We start from the raw sequence: 20,318 nt of genomic DNA on the forward strand, positions 1-20,318 counted from the left end.
CAGGGGATGGAGCCGCCCATTCAGACGGGATCACTGCTGATCCGCATGCAGAACTGCCAGCAGCAGCTTCCGGCCGCCCTCGCCAAGGTGGGGGAGTGGGCGCTGGCCTATCCCTTCCGCACCGCGCCCCTGAAGATCGGCGAACTGGCGGCGGCGGCCGAAGTGTCGGTGGCGTCGGTCAACCGTTACGCCCGCTTCCTCGGCTATGAGGGCTTTCCGGAGTTCCGCGAAGATCTGCTGCGCGCCTTCGAATCGACCTTCGCGCCGGTGGAGAAGCTGCGCGTCGCCGTCCAGCGCGACACCTCGAACGCCGAGATCATGCGGGAATCGCTGGCCAGCGACGCCGGCAACATCGCCCGCACCATGGATCTGCTCCAGCCCGAACAGTGCGAGGCCGCTATCCGCCTGATCCGCGAGGCCGGCCGCGTCGTGGCGCTCGGCCTCGGCGACAGCGCCTATCTCGCCCTCTTCCTGGCCGACGTGCTGGAGCCCTATGTCGACAACATCCGCGAAGCCATCGAGTTCGCCGGCACCGAGCGCACCATCCGCCGGCTGTTGACGGTCAGGCCCGGCGATCTGGTGATCGCCATCACCTCGCCGCGCTACTCGCGCCGGACCATCGAGCATCTGCAGCTGTGCCGGGAGCGCGGGGCCAAGGCCATCGCGCTGACCGATGCGCCGGACAGTCCCATCGTGCCGCTGGCCGACGTCACCCTGCTGGCCGGGGCCGACCATGGCGTGCGCCACAGCTCGCCCACCGGGCTGATGGCGCTGATCGTGGCGCTGGGCACCGCGCTGTCGCGCTCCGGACCGGACAGCGTCGGGCAGGCCGCCGACGTCGCCGAACGCATCCTGCCCTACCTCCACGTCGTGCCGAAATCGAACCGTCCGACGGAGTGATTCGGGCCGATCAACCGGGGCCTCCCCCTCCACGCGCCGAAGAAGTTGGAAAGCGATGACGATCTCCTATTGGAACGGGCGTTACCTGCCGCTGGACGAGGTCCATGTGTCGCCGCTGGACCGCGGTTTCCTGTTCGCCGACGGCCTCTATGAGGTGACCGCGGCCTACCAGGGTCGCCTGTTCGAGCCGGAGGCCCACATTGCCCGCCTGCAACGCGGCATGGCGGAGCTGCGCATCGACTGCGCCCTGTCGGCCGGCGACTGGCTGGGCATCATGGAGCGGCTGGCTGCGGAGTCCGGCATCGACGGCGACCTGACCGTCTATCTCCAGGTCACCCGCGGTGCCGCATCCAGCCGCGGCCACGCCTTCCCGGCCGGCGTCACCCCGTCGGTGTTCGGCATGGCCAGCCCGCTGAAGCGCCCGCCCGCGGCGTGGCGCGACCAGGGTGTCGCCGCCATCACCATCCCCGACATCCGCTGGGGCCGCTGCGACCTGAAGACGGTGGCGCTGCTGGGCAGCGTGCTGGCGCAGCAGGCGGCGACCGATGCCGGCGTGGTCGATGCGCTGCAACTGCGCGACGGTCTGGTGACCGAGGGCGCCGCCACCAACATCTTCGTGGTGAAGGACGGCGTCATCGCCACGCCGATCAATGACAACCGCATCCTCCAGGGCATCACCCGCATCGTCGTCCTGCGGCTGGCCGCCGAGGCCGGACTGCGGCTGGAGGAGCGCGACATTCCGGCGGCGGAACTCGACAGCGCCGACGAGATCTGGATCGCCAGCACCACCAAGGAAATCACCCCCGTCACCAGCCTGAACGGCAAGCCGGTCGGCAGCGGCGCGCCGGGCATGGTCTGGCGCCGCCTGTTCGCACTCTTCGCCGAGAGGCTGGGGCGATGAGCGGCGCCGCCGCGATGCGGGCGGTCGACACCGCGCCGGCCCTGCTGTCGGTTGAGGGGCTGAGCGTCGCCTTCGACGGCGAGCATGGCCCCGTGCGGGTGGTCGACGATGTCAGCTTCACGGTGGCGCCCGGCGAGACGGTCGCCATCGTCGGCGAATCCGGCTCGGGCAAATCGGTGACCTCGCTGTCGCTGATGCGGCTGGTCGATTATGCCGGCGGCCGCATCGTCGGCGGGCGCATCCGCTTCAAGGGCCGCGACGGGCGCGAGCGCGACCTCGCCACGCCGCCGGCCGAAGCGCTGACCGACATGCGCGGCAACGACATCGCCATGGTCTTCCAGGAGCCGATGACGTCGCTGAACCCGGTCTTCACCATCGGCGACCAGATCGCCGAGGCGGTGATGCTGCACCAGGGTCTCGACCGCAAGGCGGCGCGGGCGGAGGCGCTGCGCATGCTGGAGAAGGTTCGTATTCCCGAACCGGCCCGGCTGCTCGACCGCCACCCGCACCAGCTGTCGGGCGGCATGCGCCAGCGCGTGATGATCGCCATGGCGCTGTCCTGCAAGCCGTCGCTGCTGATCGCCGACGAGCCGACCACGGCGCTCGATGTCACCATCCAGGCGCAGATCCTGCGGCTGATCCGCCTGCTGCAGGACGAGATGGGGATGGGCGTCATCTTCATCACCCACGACATGGGCGTGGTTGCGGAGGTGGCCGACCGCGTCGTCGTGATGTGGCGCGGCCGCAAGGTGGAGGAGGGCACGGTCGAGCGCATCTTCCAGGCGCCGCAGCACCCCTACACCAAGGCGCTGCTGTCGGCGGTGCCGAAGCTGGGCGCGCTGCGCGGCCAGGATCTGCCGGTGCGCTTCCCGCTGCTGGTGGTGGACGAGGCAAAGACGGAAGCCGCGCCGCCGGCCCCGCCGCCGGTGCAGGACACCGTGCGTGCCGCCGACGCCCCGCTTCTGGAGGTGCGCGACCTCACCACCCGTTTCGACGTGCGCAAGGGCATCTTCGGCTCGCTCAAGGCCCGCGTCCATGCGGTGGAGAAGGTCAGCTTCGCCGTCCGTCCGGGCGAGACGCTGGCGCTGGTCGGCGAGTCCGGCTGCGGCAAGTCGACCACCGGCCGCACCATCATGGGGCTTCAGTCCGCCACCTCCGGAACCATCCGCTTCGACGGCCTCGACACCGCGACGCTCGATTCCAACGGTCAGGCGAAGCTGAAGGAGAAAATCCAGTACATCTTCCAGGATCCCTTCGCCTCGCTGAACCCGCGCATGACCGTCGGCTTCAGCGTCGCCGAGCCGATGCTGGTCCATGACTATGCGCCCGCATCCAGGCCGGGCCTGTCGCGCCGCCGTGCCATCGAGGAGCGGGTGGCGGAGCTGCTGACCCAGGTGGGCCTCAAGCCGGAGCATGCGCGCCGCTATCCGCACGAGTTCTCCGGTGGCCAGCGCCAGCGCATCTGCATCGCCCGCGCCATCGCCTGCGACCCCAAGCTGATCATCGCCGACGAGGCGGTGGCGGCGCTCGACGTGTCGATCCAGGCGCAGATCGTCAACCTGCTGATGGAGCTTCAGGCCAGGCGCGGCCTGTCCTACCTGTTCATCAGCCATGACATGGCGGTGGTGGAGCGGGTCAGCCACCGCGTCGCGGTGATGTATCTCGGCCAGATCGTCGAACTCGGCCCCCGCCGCGCCGTGTTCGAGAATCCGCAGCATCCCTACACCCGCCGCCTGATGGCGGCGGTGCCGATCGCCGATCCCAGCCGCCGCACCCGCGACCTGCGGCTGCTGACCGGTGAAATCCCGAGCCCCATCCGCAGCATCGGCGACGAACCGCTGGTGCAGCCGCTGGTGCCGGTCGGCGACGACCATTTCGTCGCGCGCCACGCCGTGGGCGGCGATTTCTAAGTCCGTCGGTGGCGATTTCCGAGTTTGCCGACGCCGATTTCCGAACCAAAAAAGCAGGGAGCCTACACGTGAACCGCTTCGCCCTTCCGCTTCTCGCCGGCCTGCTCGCCGGCACCGCTCTCGCCGGCCCGGCCTTCGCGGCCAAGGATCTCGTTGTCGGCCTCCCCGACAACATCACCACGCTGGACCCGGCCGACATCAACGACACGCTGTCGCAGTCGGCCAGCCGCACCATGCTCCAGGGCCTGTTCGGCTTCGACAAGGACATGAAGCTGGTGCCGCTGCTGGCGGAAAGCTTCACCGTCAACGACACCGCCACCGAATACACCTACCGCTTGCGCAAGAACGTCACCTTCCATGACGGCACGCCCTTCAACGCCCAGGCGGTGAAGACCAACTTCGACCGCCTCGCCAACCCGGCCAACCGGCTGAAGCGCCAGAGCCTGCTGGCGATGCTGGCCGAGACGGTGGTGGTCGACGACTACACCATCACGCTGAAGCTGGCGCAGCCCTTCGGCGCGCTGAACAACAACCTCGCCCATCCCGGCGCGATGATCCACAGCCCGAAGGCGCTGGAAACCTTCGGCAAGGAGATCGGCCGCCATCCGGTCGGCACCGGCCCCTACAAGTTCGTCAGCTGGGAAGCGGACACCCTCAAGGTCGAGAAGAACGACAAGTACTGGAAGCCGGGCCTGCCGAAGATCGACCACGTCACGCTGAAGAGCGTGCCGGAGAACGGCAGCCGCATCGCCATGCTCCAGACCAACGAGGCGCAGTTCATCTATCCGCTGCCGCCCGAGATGGTGAAGATGGTGGAGGCCAACAATCAGCTTGAGCTGATCGACGCCCCGTCAATCATCGCCCGCTATGTGGCGATGAACACCATGAAGAAGCCGTTCAACGACCCGCGCGTCCGTCAGGCGCTGAACTACGCCATCGACAAGAACGCTTATGCGAAGGTGGTCTATCGCGGCTATGCCGGCCCGCTGGATTCTGCGATCCCGTCCAAGCTGGGCTTCCATGTCGCCCAGCCCAACCAGTACACCTATGATCTCGCCAAGGCGAAGGCGCTGCTGGCCGAAGCCGGCTATCCGAACGGCTTCGAGGCCGAGATGTTCGGCCGCAACAGCACCAACTTCATCCGCGGCATGCAGTTCGTCCAGCAGCAGCTGTCGCAGATCGGCGTCAAGCTGACCGTCACCCCGCTGGAATCCGGCGTCGAGACCGCCCGCGTCTGGGGCGTCGAGAAGCCGGAGGATGCCACGGTGCAGATGCAGTATGGCGGCTGGTCGGCCTCGACCGGCGACGCCGACTGGGGCCTGCGCCCGCTGCTGTGGGGCAAGGGCTTCCCGCCGAAGTTCTTCAATGTCGCCTACTACAAGAACGACACGGTCGACGCTGCCATCGAGACCGGCATCGGCACCGCCGACACCGCCAAGCGCGCCGAGGCCTACCGTGTCGCCCAGGAGCAGATCTGGAAGGACGCGCCCTGGATCTTCCTCGGCGTCGAGAACCTGCTGGCCGGCAAGTCGAAGAAGCTGACCGGCTTCTACTACGTCGCCGACGGCGGCCTGCAGATGGAAGAGGCCGATCTGCAGTGATGTGAAAAATCGCCCTCTCTCCCCCGCTCTCGCGCAAACGAAGTTTGCGCTGACGCGACAGGCGGACCTTCGGTCCGCCGATGGCGGGGAGGGGGCATCTTTTCTCTGCCTACCCAGGCCCTCCACCAGGACCTCTGCGCCATGCTGAAATATCTCGTCGGCCGTCTCGCCGGCATCCTGCCGGTTCTGCTGGTGATCTCCGTCTTCGTCTTCGGCTTCGTCCATCTGCTGCCGGGCGATCCGGCGCGGCTGGTCGCCGGGACGGATGCGACCCAGCAGGACGTCGAACTGGTGCGCCAGGATCTCGGCCTCGACCAGCCGCTGTGGGTGCAGTATGGCCGTTTCCTCGGCAACGCGGTGCAGGGCGAGTTCGGGCGGTCGATGAAGTCCAAGCGGCCGGTGTCGCAGGAGATCGGCGAGCGCTTCCTCCCCACCCTTTACCTCACCGTCGTCGCTATGGTCTGGGCGACGCTGGCGGGCCTGCTGATCGGCGTCGCGTCGGCGACGAAGCGCGGGCGCTGGCAGGACCATGTCGGCATGATCGTCGCGGTGTCGGGCATCGCCTTCCCGTCCTTCTGGCTCGGGCTGCTGATGATCGACCTGTTCTCGGTCAAGCTCGGCTGGCTGCCGACCAGTGGCTACGGCACCTGGCAGCATTACGTGATGCCGTCGCTGACGCTCGGCCTCGGCGTCGCCGCTGTCATGGCGCGCTTCACCCGCTCCGCCTTCATCGAGATCGCGCGCGAGGATTACGTCCGCACCGCGCGGGCCAAGGGCGTCCCGGCCCGGCTGGTGGTGTGGAAGCACACGCTGCGCAACGCGCTGATCCCGATCATCACCATGGTCGGATTGCAGTTCGGCTTCCTGCTCGGTGGGTCCATCGTGGTGGAGACGGTGTTCTCCTGGCCGGGTCTGGGCCGGCTGCTGGTGGATAGCGTCAATTACCGCGACTACACCGTCATCCAGGCGGAGATCCTGCTGTTCTCGCTGGAGTTCATCATCATCAACCTTCTGGTCGATGTGCTGTACGCCTTCGCCAACCCAGAGATTCGCTACTCATGACCACGACAGACGCAACCGCCGTGGCTGTGAGCCACGAAGCCGTCCGCTCGCCGCTGCGCGAGTTCTGGCGCAAGTTCCGGCGCAACCGCACCGCCATGGCGGCGGGATTCTGTCTGCTGGCGCTGGTGCTGGCCGCCGCCGCCGCTCCCTGGATCGCCCCCTTCGACCCGGCTGCCTTCGATTACGACCGCATTTTGGAAGGTCCTTCGGCCGACCATTGGGCAGGCACCGACGCCTATGGCCGCGACATCTTCAGCCGCATCCTGTGGGGTGCCCGCATCTCGCTGTCGGTCGGCCTGCTGTCGGTGCTGCTGGGTGGCGTGGCCGGCGTGGCGCTGGGGCTGGTCGCCGGCTTCCGCGGCGGCTGGATCGACAGCCTCGTCATGCGCGTCTGCGACGTTCTGCTGGCCTTCCCCGGCATCCTGCTCGCCATCGGCATCGTGGCCATCCTCGGGCCGGGCATCGAGAACGTCATCTATGCCGTGGCGATCTTCAGCGTGCCGGTCTTCGCCCGTCTGGTGCGCGGCAGCACGCTGTCGCTGAAGCGCGCGGTTTATGTCGACGCCGCCCGCGCCATCGGCGTGCGCGACCGGCTGCTGATGGTCCGCCACATCCTGCCCGGCACGCTGCCCAGCGTGATCGTCTATGTCTCCATGCGCATCGGCACCTCGATCCTGACGGCGGCCAGCCTCAGCTTCATCGGTCTCGGCGCCCAGCCGCCCAGCCCGGAATGGGGCGCCATGCTGGCCGACGGGCGCAGCTACATCGGCGTCGCCAGCCATGTCACCTTCTATCCCGGCCTCGCCATCTTCCTGACGGTGCTGGCCTTCAACCTGCTCGGCGACGGACTGCGCGATGCCCTCGACCCAAAACTCCGCTGACGGCGGCAGACGCGCGCGGGCCTTCGGGCTCGCCTGCGGCCGGCTGACGCCGGGGCCGCGCAACGCCATCACCGATGTGCCGGGGGTGCGCGTTGCTCACGTCACGCTCGATGACGGCGCCATCCAGACCGGCGTCACCGCCATCCTGCCCCATGCCGGCAACCTCTACCGCGACAAGCCCGTCGCCGCCGCCGAGGTGTTGAACGGCTTCGGCAAGAGCGTCGGCCTGATGCAGGTGGAAGAACTCGGCGCGCTGGAAACCCCGATCCTGCTGACCAACACCCTGTCGGTCGGCACCGCGTCGACCGCCCTGGTCCGCCACGCCATCGCCGCCAATCCCGACATCGGCCGCACCACCGCCACCGTCAATCCGCTGGTGATGGAGTGCAACGACGGCCCGCTGAACGACATCCAGGCGCTGGCGGTGACGGAGGCCCATGCCGCCGCCGCGCTCGTCGCCGCGCTGTCGGGCGCGGACGGTGCGGAGGTGCCGGTCGGCTCGGTCGGGGCCGGGCGCGGCATGTCCTGTTTCGGCTTCAAGGGCGGCATCGGCACCGCGTCGCGCCGCCTCAAGCTGGACGGCAAGCGCCATCACCTCGGAGTGCTGGTGCTGGCGAATTTCGGCCGACCCGGCGAGCTGCGCCTGCCGGACGGTCGCCGAGTCGCTCCGCCTGCGAAGGACGATGCGCCGGAGAAGGGCTCCGTCATCGTCATCGCCGCAACCGACGTGCCGCTCGACCATCGCCAGCTGCGCCGGGTGATCCGCCGCGCCGGGGTCGGGCTGGCGCGGGTGGGCTCCTTCTGGGGCCATGGCAGCGGCGACATCGCGCTCGGCTTCACCACCGCCAACCGCATCGACCATGACGAGCGGGCCGACCTCATCCCCCTGCGCATGCTGAACGAACACCGCATCGACAGGCTGTTCGAGGCGATGGCCGACGCGACGCAGGAGGCTGTCCTCGACGCGCTGGCCGCCGCCACACCGGTGGTGGGCCGCGACGGCGCCACCCGGCCCTGCCTTTCCGACTTGCTGAATTCCGGGAGCACACCGTGAAGATCTACATCTCCGCCGACATCGAAGGGGTGGCCGGCGTGGTCTCCCAGCAGCAGGTGACGCCGGGCAATGCCGAATATGAGCGCGCCCGCCGCCTGATGACCGCCGAGGTCAACGCCGCCATCGAAGGCGCGCTTGAGGCCGGGGCGAGCGAAATCTTGGTCAATGACAGCCACGGCCCGATGGTCAATCTGCTGCCGGACGAACTGCACCCGGCCGCCGAACTGATCCTGGGCCGGCCGAAGCCCATCGGCATGTTCGCCGGGCTGGAGCCGGACGCCGCCGGGGTGATGTGCGTCGGCTTCCACACCTCGGCGCGCCAGTACGGCATCCTCGCCCACACCACCAACAGCTTCGCCTTCGGCCGCGTCCGGGTGAACGGGCTGGAGTTGGGGGAGGCCGGCAATTACGGCGCCTATGCCGGCGAGATCGGCGTGCCGGTGATCCTGCTGAGCGGCGACGACCGCTTCGCCGCCGAGATGGCGCCGCTGTTCCCCGACGCCGAACAGGTGGTGGTCAAGCAGGCGCTCGGCCAGCGCGCCGCCCGCTCCGTGGCGCCGTCGGTCGCCCGCGCCCGCATCCGCGAGGCCGCGACCCGCGCCGTCCGCCGGGCGGCGGGCATCCCGCCCTTCCGCGTCCCGCCACAGGCCGACGGCGCGCCCTACCGGCTGGAAATCGAGATGAACAGCCCGGCGCTGGCCGATCTGGCGTCGCTGATCCCGGTGTCGGAGCGCCTGGATCCCGTCACCATCCGCCTGCCGGCCGCCAGCATGGCCGCCGCGCTCGGCTGGATCAACACCCTGTCCGCCATGTCGGCCACCCTGCGCTGAGACCCACCCCCATGACCCTTTCCCATCCGCAGCCCTTCGCCCTTGCCATCCATGGCGGCGCCGGCACCATCAAGCGCAGCGCCCTGACCCCGGCGCTGACCGAGGGCTACCACGCCGGCCTGCGCCGGGCGCTGGCCGCCGGGCACGAGGTGCTGGCGGACGGCGGCAGCGCGCTCGACGCCGTGACATCCGCCGTGATGGCGTTGGAGGACGAGCCGCTGTTCAACGCCGGCCGCGGCGCCGTCTTCACTGCCGAGGGCGTGCAGGAGATGGACGCCGCCATCATGGACGGCCGCGACCGCGGCGCCGGCGCGGTGGCCGGCCTGTTCGGCCCGCGCAACCCGATCCTAGCCGCCCGCGCGGTGATGGAGCACAGCGAGCATGTCCTGCTGATCGGCGAGGGCGCGCTGGATCTTTGCCGCCGCCAGGGTCTGGCGATGGAGGAAGCCCCCTATTTCTTCACCCAGCCGCGCTGGGACGCCCTCCAGGCCGAACTTGAGCGCCGCCGCTCCGGCGCCGCGGATGACGGCGACGAGCAGCGCCGCCACGGCACGGTGGGCGCCGTCGCCCGCGACCGCGACGGCAACCTCGCCGCCGCCACCTCGACCGGCGGCATGACGGCCAAGGCCAAGGGCCGGGTCGGCGACAGCCCGGTGATCGGCGCCGGCACCTTCGCCGACAACATCACCTGCGCGGTCTCCGCCACCGGCCATGGCGAGCATTTCATCCGCCGCTGCGCCGCCCACGAGATCGACGCCCGCATGCGCTGGGCGGGCCAGACGTTGGAGCGTGCGGCCGGCGACGTGGTGGACGAGCTGGGCGTGATTGGCGGCTCCGGCGGCCTGATCGCCATCGACCGCGACGGCCGGGTCGCGCTGCCCTTCAACTGCTCCGGCATGTACCGCGGCGCCATCGGGCCGGAGGGGTTGCCGATGACCGCGATCCACCGCGAGGAGTTCCGCATCGGCTGACCCTCCGGCACGAGAGTCCGCCTTTCCCCCGCTGGACAGGCGGGACCGGCGTCCCACGTTGCTGCTTATCCAGTGCAATGGCCGGAACGGAGGATGGCGTCATGCGGGCGATGGTGATTTCGCGGTTCGGCGGTCCCGACGTGTTCGAACTTCAGGACCGGCCGCGCCCGGTCGCGGGGCCGGGCGAACTGCTGGTGCGGGTGGTGGCGTCGGGCACCAACCCGGTGGATGCCAAGATCCGTCAGGCCGGCAGCTGGGCCGGCATCCCCTTCCCGGCGGTGCTCGGCTATGACGTGTCGGGCGTGGTCGAGGAGGCCGGCCCCGGCGTGACCGGCTTCAAGGCCGGCGACGAGGTGTTCTACACCCCGGAGATCTTCGGCAACCCCAACGGCAGCTATGCCGAATACACCGTCGCCGCCGCGGCCATCGTCGCCCACAAGCCGCCCAGCCTTTCCCATGTCGAGGCGGCGGGCATCCCGCTGGCCGGCGGCACGGCGTGGGAGGCCATCGTGCGGCGTCTGGCGGTGCGGCCGGGCGAGACGGTGCTGATCCATGGCGGGGCCGGCGGCGTCGGCAGCTTCGCCATCCAGTTCGCCAAGGCGGCCGGCGCCCGCGTGCTCGCCACCGCCAGCAAGGCAAACCACGAGGCGATGCGCGATCTCGGCGCCGACGTGACGCTCGACTACCGCGACGCCGACGTGGCGGACCAGATCCTGCGCGAGGCGGGCGGGGCGGGAGTGGACGCGTCCTTCGACACCGCCGGCGGCAATGTGCCGATGAGCACGCAAGTGACGCGCCCCTTCGGCCGCATCGCCACCATCCTGCCGCCGACCGGCGACCTGAACGCGCTCTATGTGAAGAACCAGACCCTCTACGGCACCTTCCTGACCCGCGAGGGTGCGCGCCTGCGCGAGATGGCGCCGCTGTTCGTGCGCGGGCAGGCCAAGGTGATCGTCGATGCCGTCCTGCCGCTGGAAGAGGTCGGCAAGGCGCACGAGCGGCTCGATTCCGGCCACGGCCGCGGTAAGATCATCCTGCAAGTGGGCGCCTGACGCGAGGTCGGGCCGGGCTTTCGAAGGACGGTCGCGGTGTATATCTGGCTTATCGGGCTGCACGTCACGGCGGTGACGCTCTGGATCCTGGGGATGTCCGCCGCCGCCATCCTGATCAGCGCCCTTGACGCCACGACCGCCGCCGAGGAAGGACCGGCCCGCCTGCTGCGCGCCGTCGGCCGCTGGGAGCGCCGCGTGACCTCCCCGGCGATGGGGCTGGCGTGGCTGCTGGGCATCACGCTGGTGGTGGTCGGCGGCTGGGGCTTCGAGCCGTGGCTGGTGGCGAAATTGGTCATCGTCACCGCCCTGTCCGCCCTGCACGGCAAGCTCGCCGCCGGGCTGCGGCGGCTGGGTGGACCGGATGCGCGGCCGGTGTCGCCGCTGCTGCGCTTCTCCCCGCTGGTGGTGATCGCCGGGGCCATCGCCATCGTGACGCTGGTGGTGGTGAAGCCTTACTGAACACGGTATGGTATCGGACCGGGAGGGGCCGGCCCGTTCGACCCCGCGCCCGGCCGGTTCGGTTCCAGCGCGAAAGGACCCGCCATGGCCGTCGCCAAGACCACGATCTGCCTCTGGTTCGACAAGGACGCCGAGGCCGCCGCCCGCTTCTATGCCGCGACCTTCCCCGACAGCGCGGTGACCGCCGTCCACCGCGCCCCCGCCGACTACCCGTCCGGCAAGGCGGGCGACGTTCTGACGGTCGAGTTCACCGTCGCCGGCCTCCCCTGCCTCGGCCTGAACGGTGGCCCGGCCTTCAGGCATAGCGAAGCCTTCTCGTTCCAGATCGCCACCGACGACCAGGAGGAGACCGACCGCTATTGGACCGCCATCACCGGCAACGGCGGCCAGGAGAGCGCCTGCGGCTGGTGCAAAGACCGCTGGGGCATCTCCTGGCAGATCACGCCCCGCGTGCTGACCGATGCGCTGGCGGCCGGCGGGGATGAGGCCAAGCGGGCGTTCGAGGCGATGATGGGGATGACGAAGATCGACGTGGCGGCGATTGAGGCGGCGCGGAGGGGGTGAGGAGTTTTAAAGGGATGTGGTGTATGTGTCGGTTTGTTACCCAGATCGGCTATCCAAGTAGCGATATTCAAGACATATAAAATCTGACTTCACATGCGGCTCTTAAAACGGCGTCCCTTTGGTGACGCGGCTATAATTTTTCTGATCGCAGCAGAGGAAATCATGGTTGCAAATTCAAATACAGATCGGCCGGGTTTCAATGCAACTCTGAGTCTTACAAATGATTCTGTTATAGATTTACCTATCTCCTATGATGTACCGCTTTTTATTGTGGGGCCAAATGGGGCGGGTAAATCTGGGATGATGCTGGCTCTTTATCGCAAGAACCATTCGAATGCAGTTCGTATCACAGCGCACCGGCAGAATTGGATGGAAAACAATTATGTTCCATTTTCTCCACAAGAGAAGATGAGCACAGAAAATCACATAAAAAGTCAGGATAATGATCCAAGTGCTCGATGGATGGAATGGAGCTCGTCATCGCGTAGTGGAATTGTAATAGCTGATCTGATCGATAGTGATAATAAAATTTCTCGCAAAGTCCGGGAGGAGCTTGCTGCTGGCAATAAAGAGGAAGCTCAAAAACTTGCGGCTGAATCCCCGCCCTTGGATATAATTAGTGACCTCTTTCTTGGGGCAGGGATTCCAATCAAACTTACGATTGCAGATAACAGCTCAATTTTTGCCAGCAAAAATGGTGGGTCAACCTATAGCATTGCTGCGCTTTCTGATGGTGAGCGGGCCGCGTTGCTAATCGCAGGCTCTGTGCTGACCGCTAAGAGACATTCCCTAATTCTTATTGATGAACCGGAACGCCATCTGCATACGTCGATCGTTACACCACTGTTGTTGCAGCTTTTTAGTAAACGCCCAGATTGTGTGTTTATCGTATCGACACACGAATTGAGTCTGCCGGTAAGTTGCCCTAGTGCAAGAGTTGTAATAGTTCGCGATTCTAAAACAAAAAATAATGATATCAGTGCCTGGGATCTCGATGTACTTGAACCGGGGATTGAGATCGATAACTCCACGAAGGAGGCCATTATTGGTTCTCGACGCAAAATGCTTTTTATTGAAGGCACGCAGCACAGCCTGGATAAGTCACTTTATGAAATACTCTTCCCAGGCGTCTCAATATTTCCTCGTTCATCATGTCGAGATGTCGAATACGCTGTGACTAGTGTACGCGATGCCAGTGATGTGGCGTGGGTGCACGCCTATGGCATTGTAGATCAGGATCAGCTGACCTCTGATAAGAAAGCCGCACTAGAAGCTAAAGGCATTTTTGCGCTTTCAGTTTATTCGGTGGAAGCGCTTTATTATAATCCGGATATTGTGAGAGCAGTGGCGGAACGGCAGTGCGCGATCATCGGTGAAGATGCAGGAAAAATTGTTGATACAGCCTGGAGCAATCTTCTGACGACAATATCGCCACACGTAGACCGCTTGGCGGCACGTATGACTGAACAAGCGGTAAAAGACAAAATTAGCCTTGAAATGCCAGATTGGAAAAAGATCAAAGAGGGGAAAGATGTCTCAATTGCAATAGATGCGCAAAGTCTTTATCAAAAAGAGCGTAAGCAGCTATTGTCCTGGATTGAAGGAAAAGAGGTCAGGAAGATTATCGCGCGCTATCCAATTAGAGAAACGCAAGCGCTTGAGGCTATTGTAAGTTCTCTACTATTCAGAAATAGAGACCATTACGAGTCTGCCGTGCGGAAATTAATCATAGACGATTTTGCCGCGAAAAAGCTGTTAATTAACTTTTTTGGTAATTTACCTGCTGCAATATCTTGAGCCAAAGGTTGTGTTGACGGCTATTAGATTTCCGGAAAATACGGGAAATTTGCGTAAAATATTGCTGTAGTAACATTAATTGTGGAATGGATGTAGAGCAGTTAGAGCTTAATAAATCAGAACATAACTGTAAAAATGCCCGCATATTTCCTATTGCCGTTATCGAAATTCAAGCAGTTCGCTATTGGGAGCAATGCTGCCCCCTCACCCCACCCCCACATCATCCCGGATGCACGCCACCGAATGCCCCGGCGCCACCTCGCGCAGCGCCCGGGCTTCCGGCTCCGCACAGGCCGGCAGCGCGAACGGGCACCGCGTCCGGAAGACGCAGCCGGACGGCGGGTTCATCGGGCTCGGCACGTCGCCGTCCAGCAGCATGCGGGACTTCGGCGCGTCGGGGTCCGGGTCGGGGGCGGCCGACAGCAGGGCCATGGTGTAGGGGTGGCGCGGACGCTCGTAGAGGCTGTCGCTCGGCGCGATCTCCATCAGGCGGCCGAGATACATCACCGCCACCCGGTCGCTGATGTAGCGCACCACCGCCAGATCATGGGCGATGAACAGCACCGCCAGCCCCAGCTCGCGTTGCAGGTCGCCTAGCAGATTCACCACCTGCGCCTGCACCGAGACGTCGAGCGCCGACACCGGCTCGTCCGCGACGATGAAGTCGGGTTCCACCGCCAGCGCGCGGGCGATGCCGATGCGCTGGCGCTGGCCGCCGGAGAATTCGTGCGGGAAGCGGTCCATGGCGTCGGCGCTCAGGCCGACCTTCTCCAGCAGGGCGGCCACCCGGTCGCGGCGGTCGGCGCGGGTGCCGATGTCGTGGATCGTCAGGGCCTCGCCGATCACATCGCGCACGCGCTGGCGCGGGTCGAGGCTGGCATAGGGGTCCTGGAAGACGATCTGCATGCGGCGGCGCTGCGCCCGCATCTCCGCCGTACCCAGGCCGGTGATCTCCTGCCCGTTGAAGCGGATGGAGCCGCCGGTCGGCTCGATCAGCCGCAGGATGCTGCGCCCGGCGGTGGTCTTGCCCGATCCGGATTCGCCGACCAGCCCCAGCACCTCGCCGCGGTTCAGGTCGAAGGACAGATCGTCCACCGCCTTCACCCAGCCGACCGGCCGTTGCAGCAGCCCGCCGCGCACCGGAAAGCGCTTCTCCAGATTGCGGACGCTCAGCAGGGGCTGTTCGGTCATGACGTCAGTGCTCATTGCACGTCTCTCCAGCGGCGGCAGCGGGCGGAATGGTCGGGGCCGACCGGCTCCAGAACGGGTTCGGCGGCGAGGCAGGCGGGTTCGGCCAGCGCGCAGCGCGGGGCGAAGGTGCAGCCCGCCGGGCGGTTCACCGGGCTCGGCACGCTGCCGGGGATGGCGTAGAGCCGGCCGCCGTCGCCGCGGCGCTGGCCCAGATGCGGCATGCAGGCCAGCAGCCCGCGGGTGTAGGGGTGCCTGGGCGATTTCAGCAGGGAGCGGACATCGCCTTCCTCGACGATGCGGCCGGAATACATCACCACCACCCGGTGCGCCACTTCGGCCACCACGCCCAGATTGTGGGTGATGAACAGGATCGAGGTGCCGGTCTCCTCCTGAAGCCGCCGCATCAAATCGAGGATCTGGGCCTGGATGGTCACGTCGAGCGCGGTGGTCGGCTCGTCGGCGATCAGCAGGGTGGGGCGGCAGGCCAGCGCCATGGCGATCATCACGCGCTGGCGCATGCCGCCCGACATCTGGTGCGGATACTCGTCCAACCGCCGCTCCGCCGCCGGGATGCCGACCTTCTTCAGCATGGCGAGCGCCTCGGCCCGCGCCGCCCGGCGGTCGAGGCCCTGGTGGTAGCGCAGCGCCTCGCCGATCTGGTCGCCGACGGTGTAGACCGGGTTCAGCGAGGTCATCGGCTCCTGGAAGATCATGCCGATCTCGTTGCCGCGGACGCTGCGCATGGCGCGCTCGCTGAGGCGGGCGAGGTCGCGCACCTGGCCGTCGCGGCCGCGGAACAGGATCTCGCCGCCGGCGATGATGCCCGGCGGCGTCGGGATCAGCCGCATCGCCGACAGGCTGGTCACCGACTTGCCGCTGCCGGATTCGCCGACGACGGCCAGCGTCTCGTTGCGGCGCACGGCGAAGGACACGCCGTCCACCGCCTTCGACACGCCGGGATCGGCGGTGAAGTGGGTTTGCAGGTTGCGGATGTCGAGCGTGAGGTCAGCGTCCATGACGGGATCCCGTAACTTGGGCTATCGAGACAGGCCGGCGGGTGTGGATCAGCGGGTGCAGCCGCGCGCCGGCACCGGCCAGTCGCCGACGACCTCGCCGTTGCGGGTGATCGCCATGCGGTCGTGCAGGTTGGTCACCACGCAGACATGGTTGGGCAGGATCATCACGCGGTCGCCGATCTGCGGCTTCGCCTCGCTCTTGCTGAGGTCGACCACCGCATGCTCCTCGTTGACGCGGACGATCACCGCGTCGGGGTAGTCGAGGATCAGGCCGTATCCTTCGCCCACCGACGGGGCGACGCGGTCGCTCGACAGCGTCTTGCTGCCGCAATCCAGCACGGCGCGGTCGGCGGTCGGGCGGCTGACCACGGTGGCGTGGACATGCACGGCGCATTCCTCCAGCGTCGCCACCCCGGCGCCGACGGTGGCGCGGTCGTGGTAGATGTAGGTGCCGACGCGCAGCTCGGTCACGCCGGGAAGCTCATGGGTGTCCCAGCAGCCGGGGGTGCCGCCGACCGAAACCGTCTCCACCGCGATGCCGGCTCCGTCCAGCAGGGCACGCGTCTCGGTGACGAAGGGCACGGTGCGGGGGCCGCGCGGATAGGTCATCAGGCCGCGGAAACGGGTCAGCCCATTGCCGGCGGCGCGGCGGGCCAACGTCAGCACCTCGTCCGGGGCCTGCACGCCGCAACGGCCGTCGCCGCTGTCGAACTCCACGAGGATGCCGATCTCGACGCCGGCCTCGGCCGCGGCGGCGGCCACGGTGTCGAGGGCGACGACGTTGTCCAGCGCCACCGTCAGTTTGGTCTTGCCGGCCAGCTCGGCCAGCGGCGACACCTTGGCGGCGCCGACGATGGGGTAGGTCAGCAGGATGTCGGTGCAGCCGGCCTCGGCCATCACCATCGCTTCGCTGATCTTCTGGCAGGTGATGCCGACGGCGCCCAGCTCGATCTGGCGCAGGGCGAATTGGGGAAGCTTGTGGGTCTTGATGTGCGGGCGCAGCGCCAACCCGTGCCGGTCGCAATAGGCCTGCATCTTGGTCAGGTTATGCTCGACCCGGTCGAGGTCGATGACGGGGACGGGGGTGTCGAGATCGTCGACGCGCATGGGACCGCTCCGGAACACGAATTCGGGGAATGGGCCGATCCCGGCGGCGGAGCCACGGGATCGGCCGTGTACGCACGATGTTACGCCGTCGGCAGGACGGCGATGCAGTCGATTTCGACCTGGATGTTGTTCAGCTGGCAGCCGATGGTGGTGCGGGCCGGCGGCTCGGTCGGGAAGAACTCCGAATAGAGCGCATTGTATTCCTGGAAGCGGCCGAGGTCGCTGAGGTAGCTGTTGACCTTCACCACATGGGCGAGGTCGGTGCCGGCGGCCTTCAGGATGATCTCCAGGTTGCGCAGGGTCTGGCGCACCTCGCCGGCGAAATCCTCGGGCAGCGCGCCGGTCTCCGGATGGTGCGGCCCCTGGCCCGACACATAGACGAAGCCGTTCGCGACGATGGCGTGGCTGTACTGGCCGGCGGGCTTCGCACCCTTTTCGGCGAAGATCGGCTTGCGGTTGCTCATCGGGTCCTCACTGGTTTTGAAACTGTGTTCTTGACGGATCAGGCGCGGGCCAGGGCCTTGCCCGGACGCGCGCCAGTGTGCCCGCCGTCCCGCAGGACGAATTGTCCGGCGACGAGCACGTCGGTGATGCCGTGGGGCGGGCGCGTCGGATCCTGGAAGGTTGCGCCATCCGCCACGTCGGCGGTGAACAGGGTCAGGTCGGCCACCATGCCCGGCCGGATCAGCCCGCGGTCGGACAGGCCGAAGCGCTGCGCCGGGACGGCGGTCATGTGGCGCACGGTATCCTCCAGACCCAGCCCGCCCGTGCCGGCGATGGCGCGGGCGAGATAGCGCGGGAAGCTGCCGAAGGCGCGGGGGTGCGGCTTGCCGGTCTCGCGCGGCAGCCCGTCGGAGCCCAGCATGTGCAACGGGTGTGACAGCGCGGTCTCCAGATCGGCCTCGGCCAGCTGGAACATGACGATGTTGGTGCGGCCGCGGTCGGCGCGGATCAGGCGGACCAGCGTGTCGAACGGAGCCTCCTTCGCCACCCCGGCGATCTCGGTCAGCGACAGCCCTTCCAACTCGCGCAGTTCGTCGGCCGAAACGCCGCCGATGCGGACATTCTCCCAGCCGATCAGGCGGATCTTGGATTCCCAGCCGGCGTCATTCGGTGCCTCGCCGTCCTCCACCGCCCGGCGCAGCGCCGCCAGCCCGTCGGCATCGGCCATCCGCGCCAGCAGCGCCTCGACCCCGCCCGCCAGCGCCGAGGGCGGCAGCAGTTGCAGGATGGTGCTGGAGCCGGCCGGGTAGGGATACATGTCGAAGCTGACGTCGGTGCCGCCCTTTCGGGCGATCTCCAGCCGCTCCACCGCCCGCGGCAGGCTGCCCCAATAGGGCTTTCCGGCGGCTTGCAGGTGGGAGAGCAGGCCGCTCGCCCCGCCGGCCTTCAGCAGATCGAGGAACTCGTCCACCGAGGCGATCAGCCCGCCCTCGTAGGAGCGGACATGGGCGGTCAGCAGCGCGCCATGCTCCGCCACCACCTCGGCCAGCCGCACCAGCTCGGCGCGGTCGGCCCAGGCGCTGGGCGGATAGACGAGGCCGAGCGACAGGCCATGCGCGCCCTGGCGCAGCTGCTCGGCCAGCAGGTCTGCCATCGCCTCGCGCTCCTCGGCGGTGGCGGCGCGGTTCTGCCAGCCCATGACGGCGAGGCGCAGGGCCGCGTGTCCGACCAGTGAGACGAGGTTGATGGCGGTGCCGCGCCCGTCGAGTGCTGCGCGGTAACCGGCGAAGTCGGCGAAGGTTTCCTGATCGGACACCGTGCCCAGCAGGTTGCCGAAATGCTCGCGGAGGGGGCCGCCGCTGTCGGGGCTCTGCGGGTAGAGCCCGAAGGAGCAGTTGCCGACCACCACGGTGGTGACGCCCTGCGCCACCTTCTCCGGCCGGCCGGGCTGGCGCAGCTGGATCAGGTCGTCGTGGCAATGGGCGTCGATGAAGCCGGGGGCGAGGAAGCGCCCCTGCGCCTCCAGCGGTTCGGCATCCGGCGCGTCCAGCATCGGGCCGACGGCGGCGATGCGTCCGCGCTCCACCAGCACGTCGGCCGGGAACCAGGGGGCGCCGGTGCCGTCGATGACGCGGGCGCCCTTGATGAGGAAAGTGGCACTCATCTTACTTCGCCTTCTGGAGCCGGGGGTCGAGCGCGTCGCGCAGCCCGTCGCCGACGATCTGGAGCGACAGAACGGTCAGGACGATGGCGCAGCCGGGGAACAGGATCAGCCAGTCGGCCTGCTGGAAATACTGCTGGGCGCTGGCGATCATGTTGCCCCAGGTCGGGGTGGTCGGCGGCACGCCGACGCCGAGGAAGGACAGCGCCGCCTCCGTCAGGATGGCATAGGCGAAGATGAAGGTGGCCTGCACCAGGATCGGCGACATCAGGTTGGGCAGGATGTGCAGGAAGACGATGCGCGGGGTCGACGCACCGAGCGCGGTGGCCGCCTCGATGAAGGGCATCTCGCGCACAACCAGGCAGGCGGCGCGCACCACGCGGGCGACGCGCGGCGTGTAGACGATGCCGAGCGCCAGCACGACGTTGTAGAGCGACGGCCCCAGCGCCGCCATGAAGGCGATGGCCAGCAGGATGTCCGGGAAGGCCATCAGCGCGTCGGTCAGCCGCATCAGCAGCCCGTCGAGCGGCCGGATATAGCCGGCGGCCAGCCCCAGCAGCGTGCCGAGCAGCGTCGCCACCACCACCACCAGCAGGCCGACCAGCAGCGACAGCCGGGCGCCCAGCATCACGCGGGACAGCACGTCGCGGCCATACTCGTCGGTGCCGAACCAGTGGGCGGCGGTCGGCGGCTTCAGCCGGCCGAGGATGTCCATCTTCATCGGGTTGAAGGGGGTGATCCAGGGCGCCAGCAGCGCCACCGCCAGGATCGCCAGCATGACCAGGAAGGACAGCACGACCAGACGGCGGCGGAACAGCTGGCGCAGCAGCAGGGCGGCCGGCGACCGGCTGCTCCTGCCCTTGGCGGAGGAGGGAAGGGGGACGCTGCCGTGACCGGCGGGGACGCTTGCCATGGAAA

19 protein-coding genes are annotated in these 20,318 nt (G+C 67.4%); 13 read left to right on the forward strand and 6 right to left on the reverse strand.

Features of this window, described 5'->3' with window-relative positions; translation table 11 throughout:
- From GBZ48_RS21000 to GBZ48_RS21060, 13 genes are all read left to right on the forward strand, one after another.
- Positions 1 to 900 (forward strand): MurR/RpiR family transcriptional regulator (locus GBZ48_RS21000; protein ID WP_246307356.1); only part of this gene is annotated, 900 nt, incomplete at its 5' end.
- Between the two features lie 55 nt (positions 901 to 955).
- Positions 956 to 1,801, forward strand: a complete 846-nt coding sequence (locus GBZ48_RS21005; RefSeq protein WP_174472779.1) for a D-amino acid aminotransferase — start codon at positions 956 to 958, stop codon at positions 1,799 to 1,801.
- The gene (locus GBZ48_RS21010) at positions 1,798 to 3,711 is read left to right on the forward strand and encodes an ABC transporter ATP-binding protein (RefSeq protein WP_174472780.1); all 1,914 of its coding nucleotides are present in this window, start codon (positions 1,798 to 1,800) and stop codon (positions 3,709 to 3,711) included. The genes GBZ48_RS21005 and GBZ48_RS21010 overlap by 4 nt, the downstream gene beginning before the upstream one ends.
- A 68-nt stretch (positions 3,712 to 3,779) precedes the next feature.
- Positions 3,780 to 5,312, forward strand: a complete 1,533-nt coding sequence (locus GBZ48_RS21015; RefSeq protein ID WP_174472781.1) for an ABC transporter substrate-binding protein — start codon at positions 3,780 to 3,782, stop codon at positions 5,310 to 5,312.
- A gap of 141 nt (positions 5,313 to 5,453) precedes the next feature.
- Positions 5,454 to 6,374 carry a glutathione ABC transporter permease GsiC gene (gene gsiC, locus GBZ48_RS21020; RefSeq protein ID WP_174472782.1) on the forward strand — a complete coding sequence of 307 codons (921 nt, stop codon included), beginning with the start codon at positions 5,454 to 5,456 and terminating at the stop codon, positions 6,372 to 6,374.
- On the forward strand, positions 6,371 to 7,255 hold the full coding sequence (locus tag GBZ48_RS21025) for an ABC transporter permease subunit (RefSeq protein ID WP_174472783.1): 885 nt from the start codon (positions 6,371 to 6,373) through the stop codon (positions 7,253 to 7,255). The genes gsiC and GBZ48_RS21025 overlap by 4 nt, the downstream gene beginning before the upstream one ends.
- Entirely contained in the window at positions 7,230 to 8,309 is a 1,080-nt protein-coding gene (locus tag GBZ48_RS21030) for a DmpA family aminopeptidase (RefSeq protein ID WP_174472784.1), read from the forward strand. Before GBZ48_RS21025 ends, GBZ48_RS21030 begins: the two co-directional genes overlap by 26 nt.
- Positions 8,306 to 9,139, forward strand: coding sequence for a M55 family metallopeptidase (locus GBZ48_RS21035; protein WP_174472785.1), 834 nt, complete (start codon positions 8,306 to 8,308; stop codon positions 9,137 to 9,139). Before GBZ48_RS21030 ends, GBZ48_RS21035 begins: the two co-directional genes overlap by 4 nt.
- Before the next feature lie 11 nt (positions 9,140 to 9,150).
- Entirely contained in the window at positions 9,151 to 10,110 is a 960-nt protein-coding gene (locus GBZ48_RS21040) for an isoaspartyl peptidase/L-asparaginase family protein (RefSeq protein ID WP_174472786.1), read from the forward strand.
- Between the two features lie 101 nt (positions 10,111 to 10,211).
- A complete protein-coding gene (locus tag GBZ48_RS21045; protein ID WP_174472787.1) occupies positions 10,212 to 11,162 on the forward strand; it encodes a zinc-dependent alcohol dehydrogenase family protein in 951 nt (316 codons plus the stop codon).
- A gap of 36 nt (positions 11,163 to 11,198) precedes the next feature.
- Positions 11,199 to 11,621 carry a CopD family protein gene (locus GBZ48_RS21050; protein ID WP_174472788.1) on the forward strand — a complete coding sequence of 141 codons (423 nt, stop codon included), beginning with the start codon at positions 11,199 to 11,201 and terminating at the stop codon, positions 11,619 to 11,621.
- An 84-nt stretch (positions 11,622 to 11,705) separates the two neighbouring features.
- Positions 11,706 to 12,185 carry a VOC family protein gene (locus tag GBZ48_RS21055; protein ID WP_174472789.1) on the forward strand — a complete coding sequence of 160 codons (480 nt, stop codon included), beginning with the start codon at positions 11,706 to 11,708 and terminating at the stop codon, positions 12,183 to 12,185.
- A gap of 162 nt (positions 12,186 to 12,347) precedes the next feature.
- A complete protein-coding gene (locus tag GBZ48_RS21060) occupies positions 12,348 to 13,982 on the forward strand; it encodes an AAA family ATPase (protein WP_174472790.1) in 1,635 nt (544 codons plus the stop codon).
- A gap of 204 nt (positions 13,983 to 14,186) precedes the next feature.
- Here GBZ48_RS21060 and GBZ48_RS21065 read toward each other — a convergent pair whose 3' ends face one another.
- The 6 genes from GBZ48_RS21065 to GBZ48_RS21090 all read right to left on the reverse strand — a co-directional run bounded on the left by GBZ48_RS21065 (position 14,187) and on the right by GBZ48_RS21090 (position 20,313).
- Positions 14,187 to 15,188 (reverse strand): ABC transporter ATP-binding protein, encoded by a 1,002-nt coding sequence (locus GBZ48_RS21065; RefSeq protein ID WP_174472791.1) that lies wholly within the window; start codon positions 15,186 to 15,188, stop codon positions 14,187 to 14,189.
- Positions 15,185 to 16,189: an ABC transporter ATP-binding protein gene (locus GBZ48_RS21070; RefSeq protein WP_174472792.1), complete on the reverse strand. Its 1,005-nt coding sequence runs from the start codon at positions 16,187 to 16,189 to the stop codon at positions 15,185 to 15,187. Before GBZ48_RS21070 ends, GBZ48_RS21065 begins: the two co-directional genes overlap by 4 nt.
- Before the next feature lie 48 nt (positions 16,190 to 16,237).
- Positions 16,238 to 17,296: an alanine racemase gene (locus GBZ48_RS21075; RefSeq protein ID WP_174472793.1), complete on the reverse strand. Its 1,059-nt coding sequence runs from the start codon at positions 17,294 to 17,296 to the stop codon at positions 16,238 to 16,240.
- Between the two features lie 80 nt (positions 17,297 to 17,376).
- Entirely contained in the window at positions 17,377 to 17,760 is a 384-nt protein-coding gene (locus tag GBZ48_RS21080; protein ID WP_109490577.1) for a RidA family protein, read from the reverse strand.
- Between the two features lie 38 nt (positions 17,761 to 17,798).
- Positions 17,799 to 19,403, reverse strand: coding sequence for an N-acyl-D-amino-acid deacylase family protein (locus tag GBZ48_RS21085; protein WP_174472794.1), 1,605 nt, complete (start codon positions 19,401 to 19,403; stop codon positions 17,799 to 17,801).
- 1 nt (position 19,404) lies between these two features.
- Positions 19,405 to 20,313 (reverse strand): ABC transporter permease, encoded by a 909-nt coding sequence (locus tag GBZ48_RS21090; protein ID WP_209798379.1) that lies wholly within the window; start codon positions 20,311 to 20,313, stop codon positions 19,405 to 19,407.
- Positions 20,314 to 20,318: the final 5 nt, after the last annotated feature.

The organism is Azospirillum melinis (genome assembly GCF_013340935.1).
In the GTDB taxonomy this organism is placed as follows: Bacteria; Pseudomonadota; Alphaproteobacteria; order Azospirillales; family Azospirillaceae; genus Azospirillum; species Azospirillum melinis.

Excerpts from the sequence above, each read along its gene's own strand:
- GBZ48_RS21005 (WP_174472779.1), top strand. The coding sequence starts at position 956 with ATGACGATCTCCTATTGGAACGGGCGTTACCTGCCGCTGGACGAGGTC.
- GBZ48_RS21010 (WP_174472780.1), top strand. The coding sequence starts at position 1,798 with ATGAGCGGCGCCGCCGCGATGCGGGCGGTCGACACCGCGCCGGCCCTG.
- gsiC (WP_174472782.1), top strand. The coding sequence starts at position 5,454 with ATGCTGAAATATCTCGTCGGCCGTCTCGCCGGCATCCTGCCGGTTCTG.
- GBZ48_RS21025 (WP_174472783.1), top strand. The coding sequence starts at position 6,371 with ATGACCACGACAGACGCAACCGCCGTGGCTGTGAGCCACGAAGCCGTC.
- GBZ48_RS21030 (WP_174472784.1), top strand. The coding sequence starts at position 7,230 with ATGCCCTCGACCCAAAACTCCGCTGACGGCGGCAGACGCGCGCGGGCC.
- GBZ48_RS21040 (WP_174472786.1), top strand. The coding sequence starts at position 9,151 with ATGACCCTTTCCCATCCGCAGCCCTTCGCCCTTGCCATCCATGGCGGC.
- GBZ48_RS21045 (WP_174472787.1), top strand. The coding sequence starts at position 10,212 with ATGCGGGCGATGGTGATTTCGCGGTTCGGCGGTCCCGACGTGTTCGAA.
- GBZ48_RS21055 (WP_174472789.1), top strand. The coding sequence starts at position 11,706 with ATGGCCGTCGCCAAGACCACGATCTGCCTCTGGTTCGACAAGGACGCC.
- GBZ48_RS21060 (WP_174472790.1), top strand. The coding sequence starts at position 12,348 with ATGGTTGCAAATTCAAATACAGATCGGCCGGGTTTCAATGCAACTCTG.
- GBZ48_RS21065 (WP_174472791.1), bottom strand. The coding sequence starts at position 15,188 with ATGAGCACTGACGTCATGACCGAACAGCCCCTGCTGAGCGTCCGCAAT.
- GBZ48_RS21070 (WP_174472792.1), bottom strand. The coding sequence starts at position 16,189 with ATGGACGCTGACCTCACGCTCGACATCCGCAACCTGCAAACCCACTTC.
- GBZ48_RS21075 (WP_174472793.1), bottom strand. The coding sequence starts at position 17,296 with ATGCGCGTCGACGATCTCGACACCCCCGTCCCCGTCATCGACCTCGAC.
- GBZ48_RS21080 (WP_109490577.1), bottom strand. The coding sequence starts at position 17,760 with ATGAGCAACCGCAAGCCGATCTTCGCCGAAAAGGGTGCGAAGCCCGCC.
- GBZ48_RS21085 (WP_174472794.1), bottom strand. The coding sequence starts at position 19,403 with ATGAGTGCCACTTTCCTCATCAAGGGCGCCCGCGTCATCGACGGCACC.
- GBZ48_RS21090 (WP_209798379.1), bottom strand. The coding sequence starts at position 20,313 with ATGGCAAGCGTCCCCGCCGGTCACGGCAGCGTCCCCCTTCCCTCCTCC.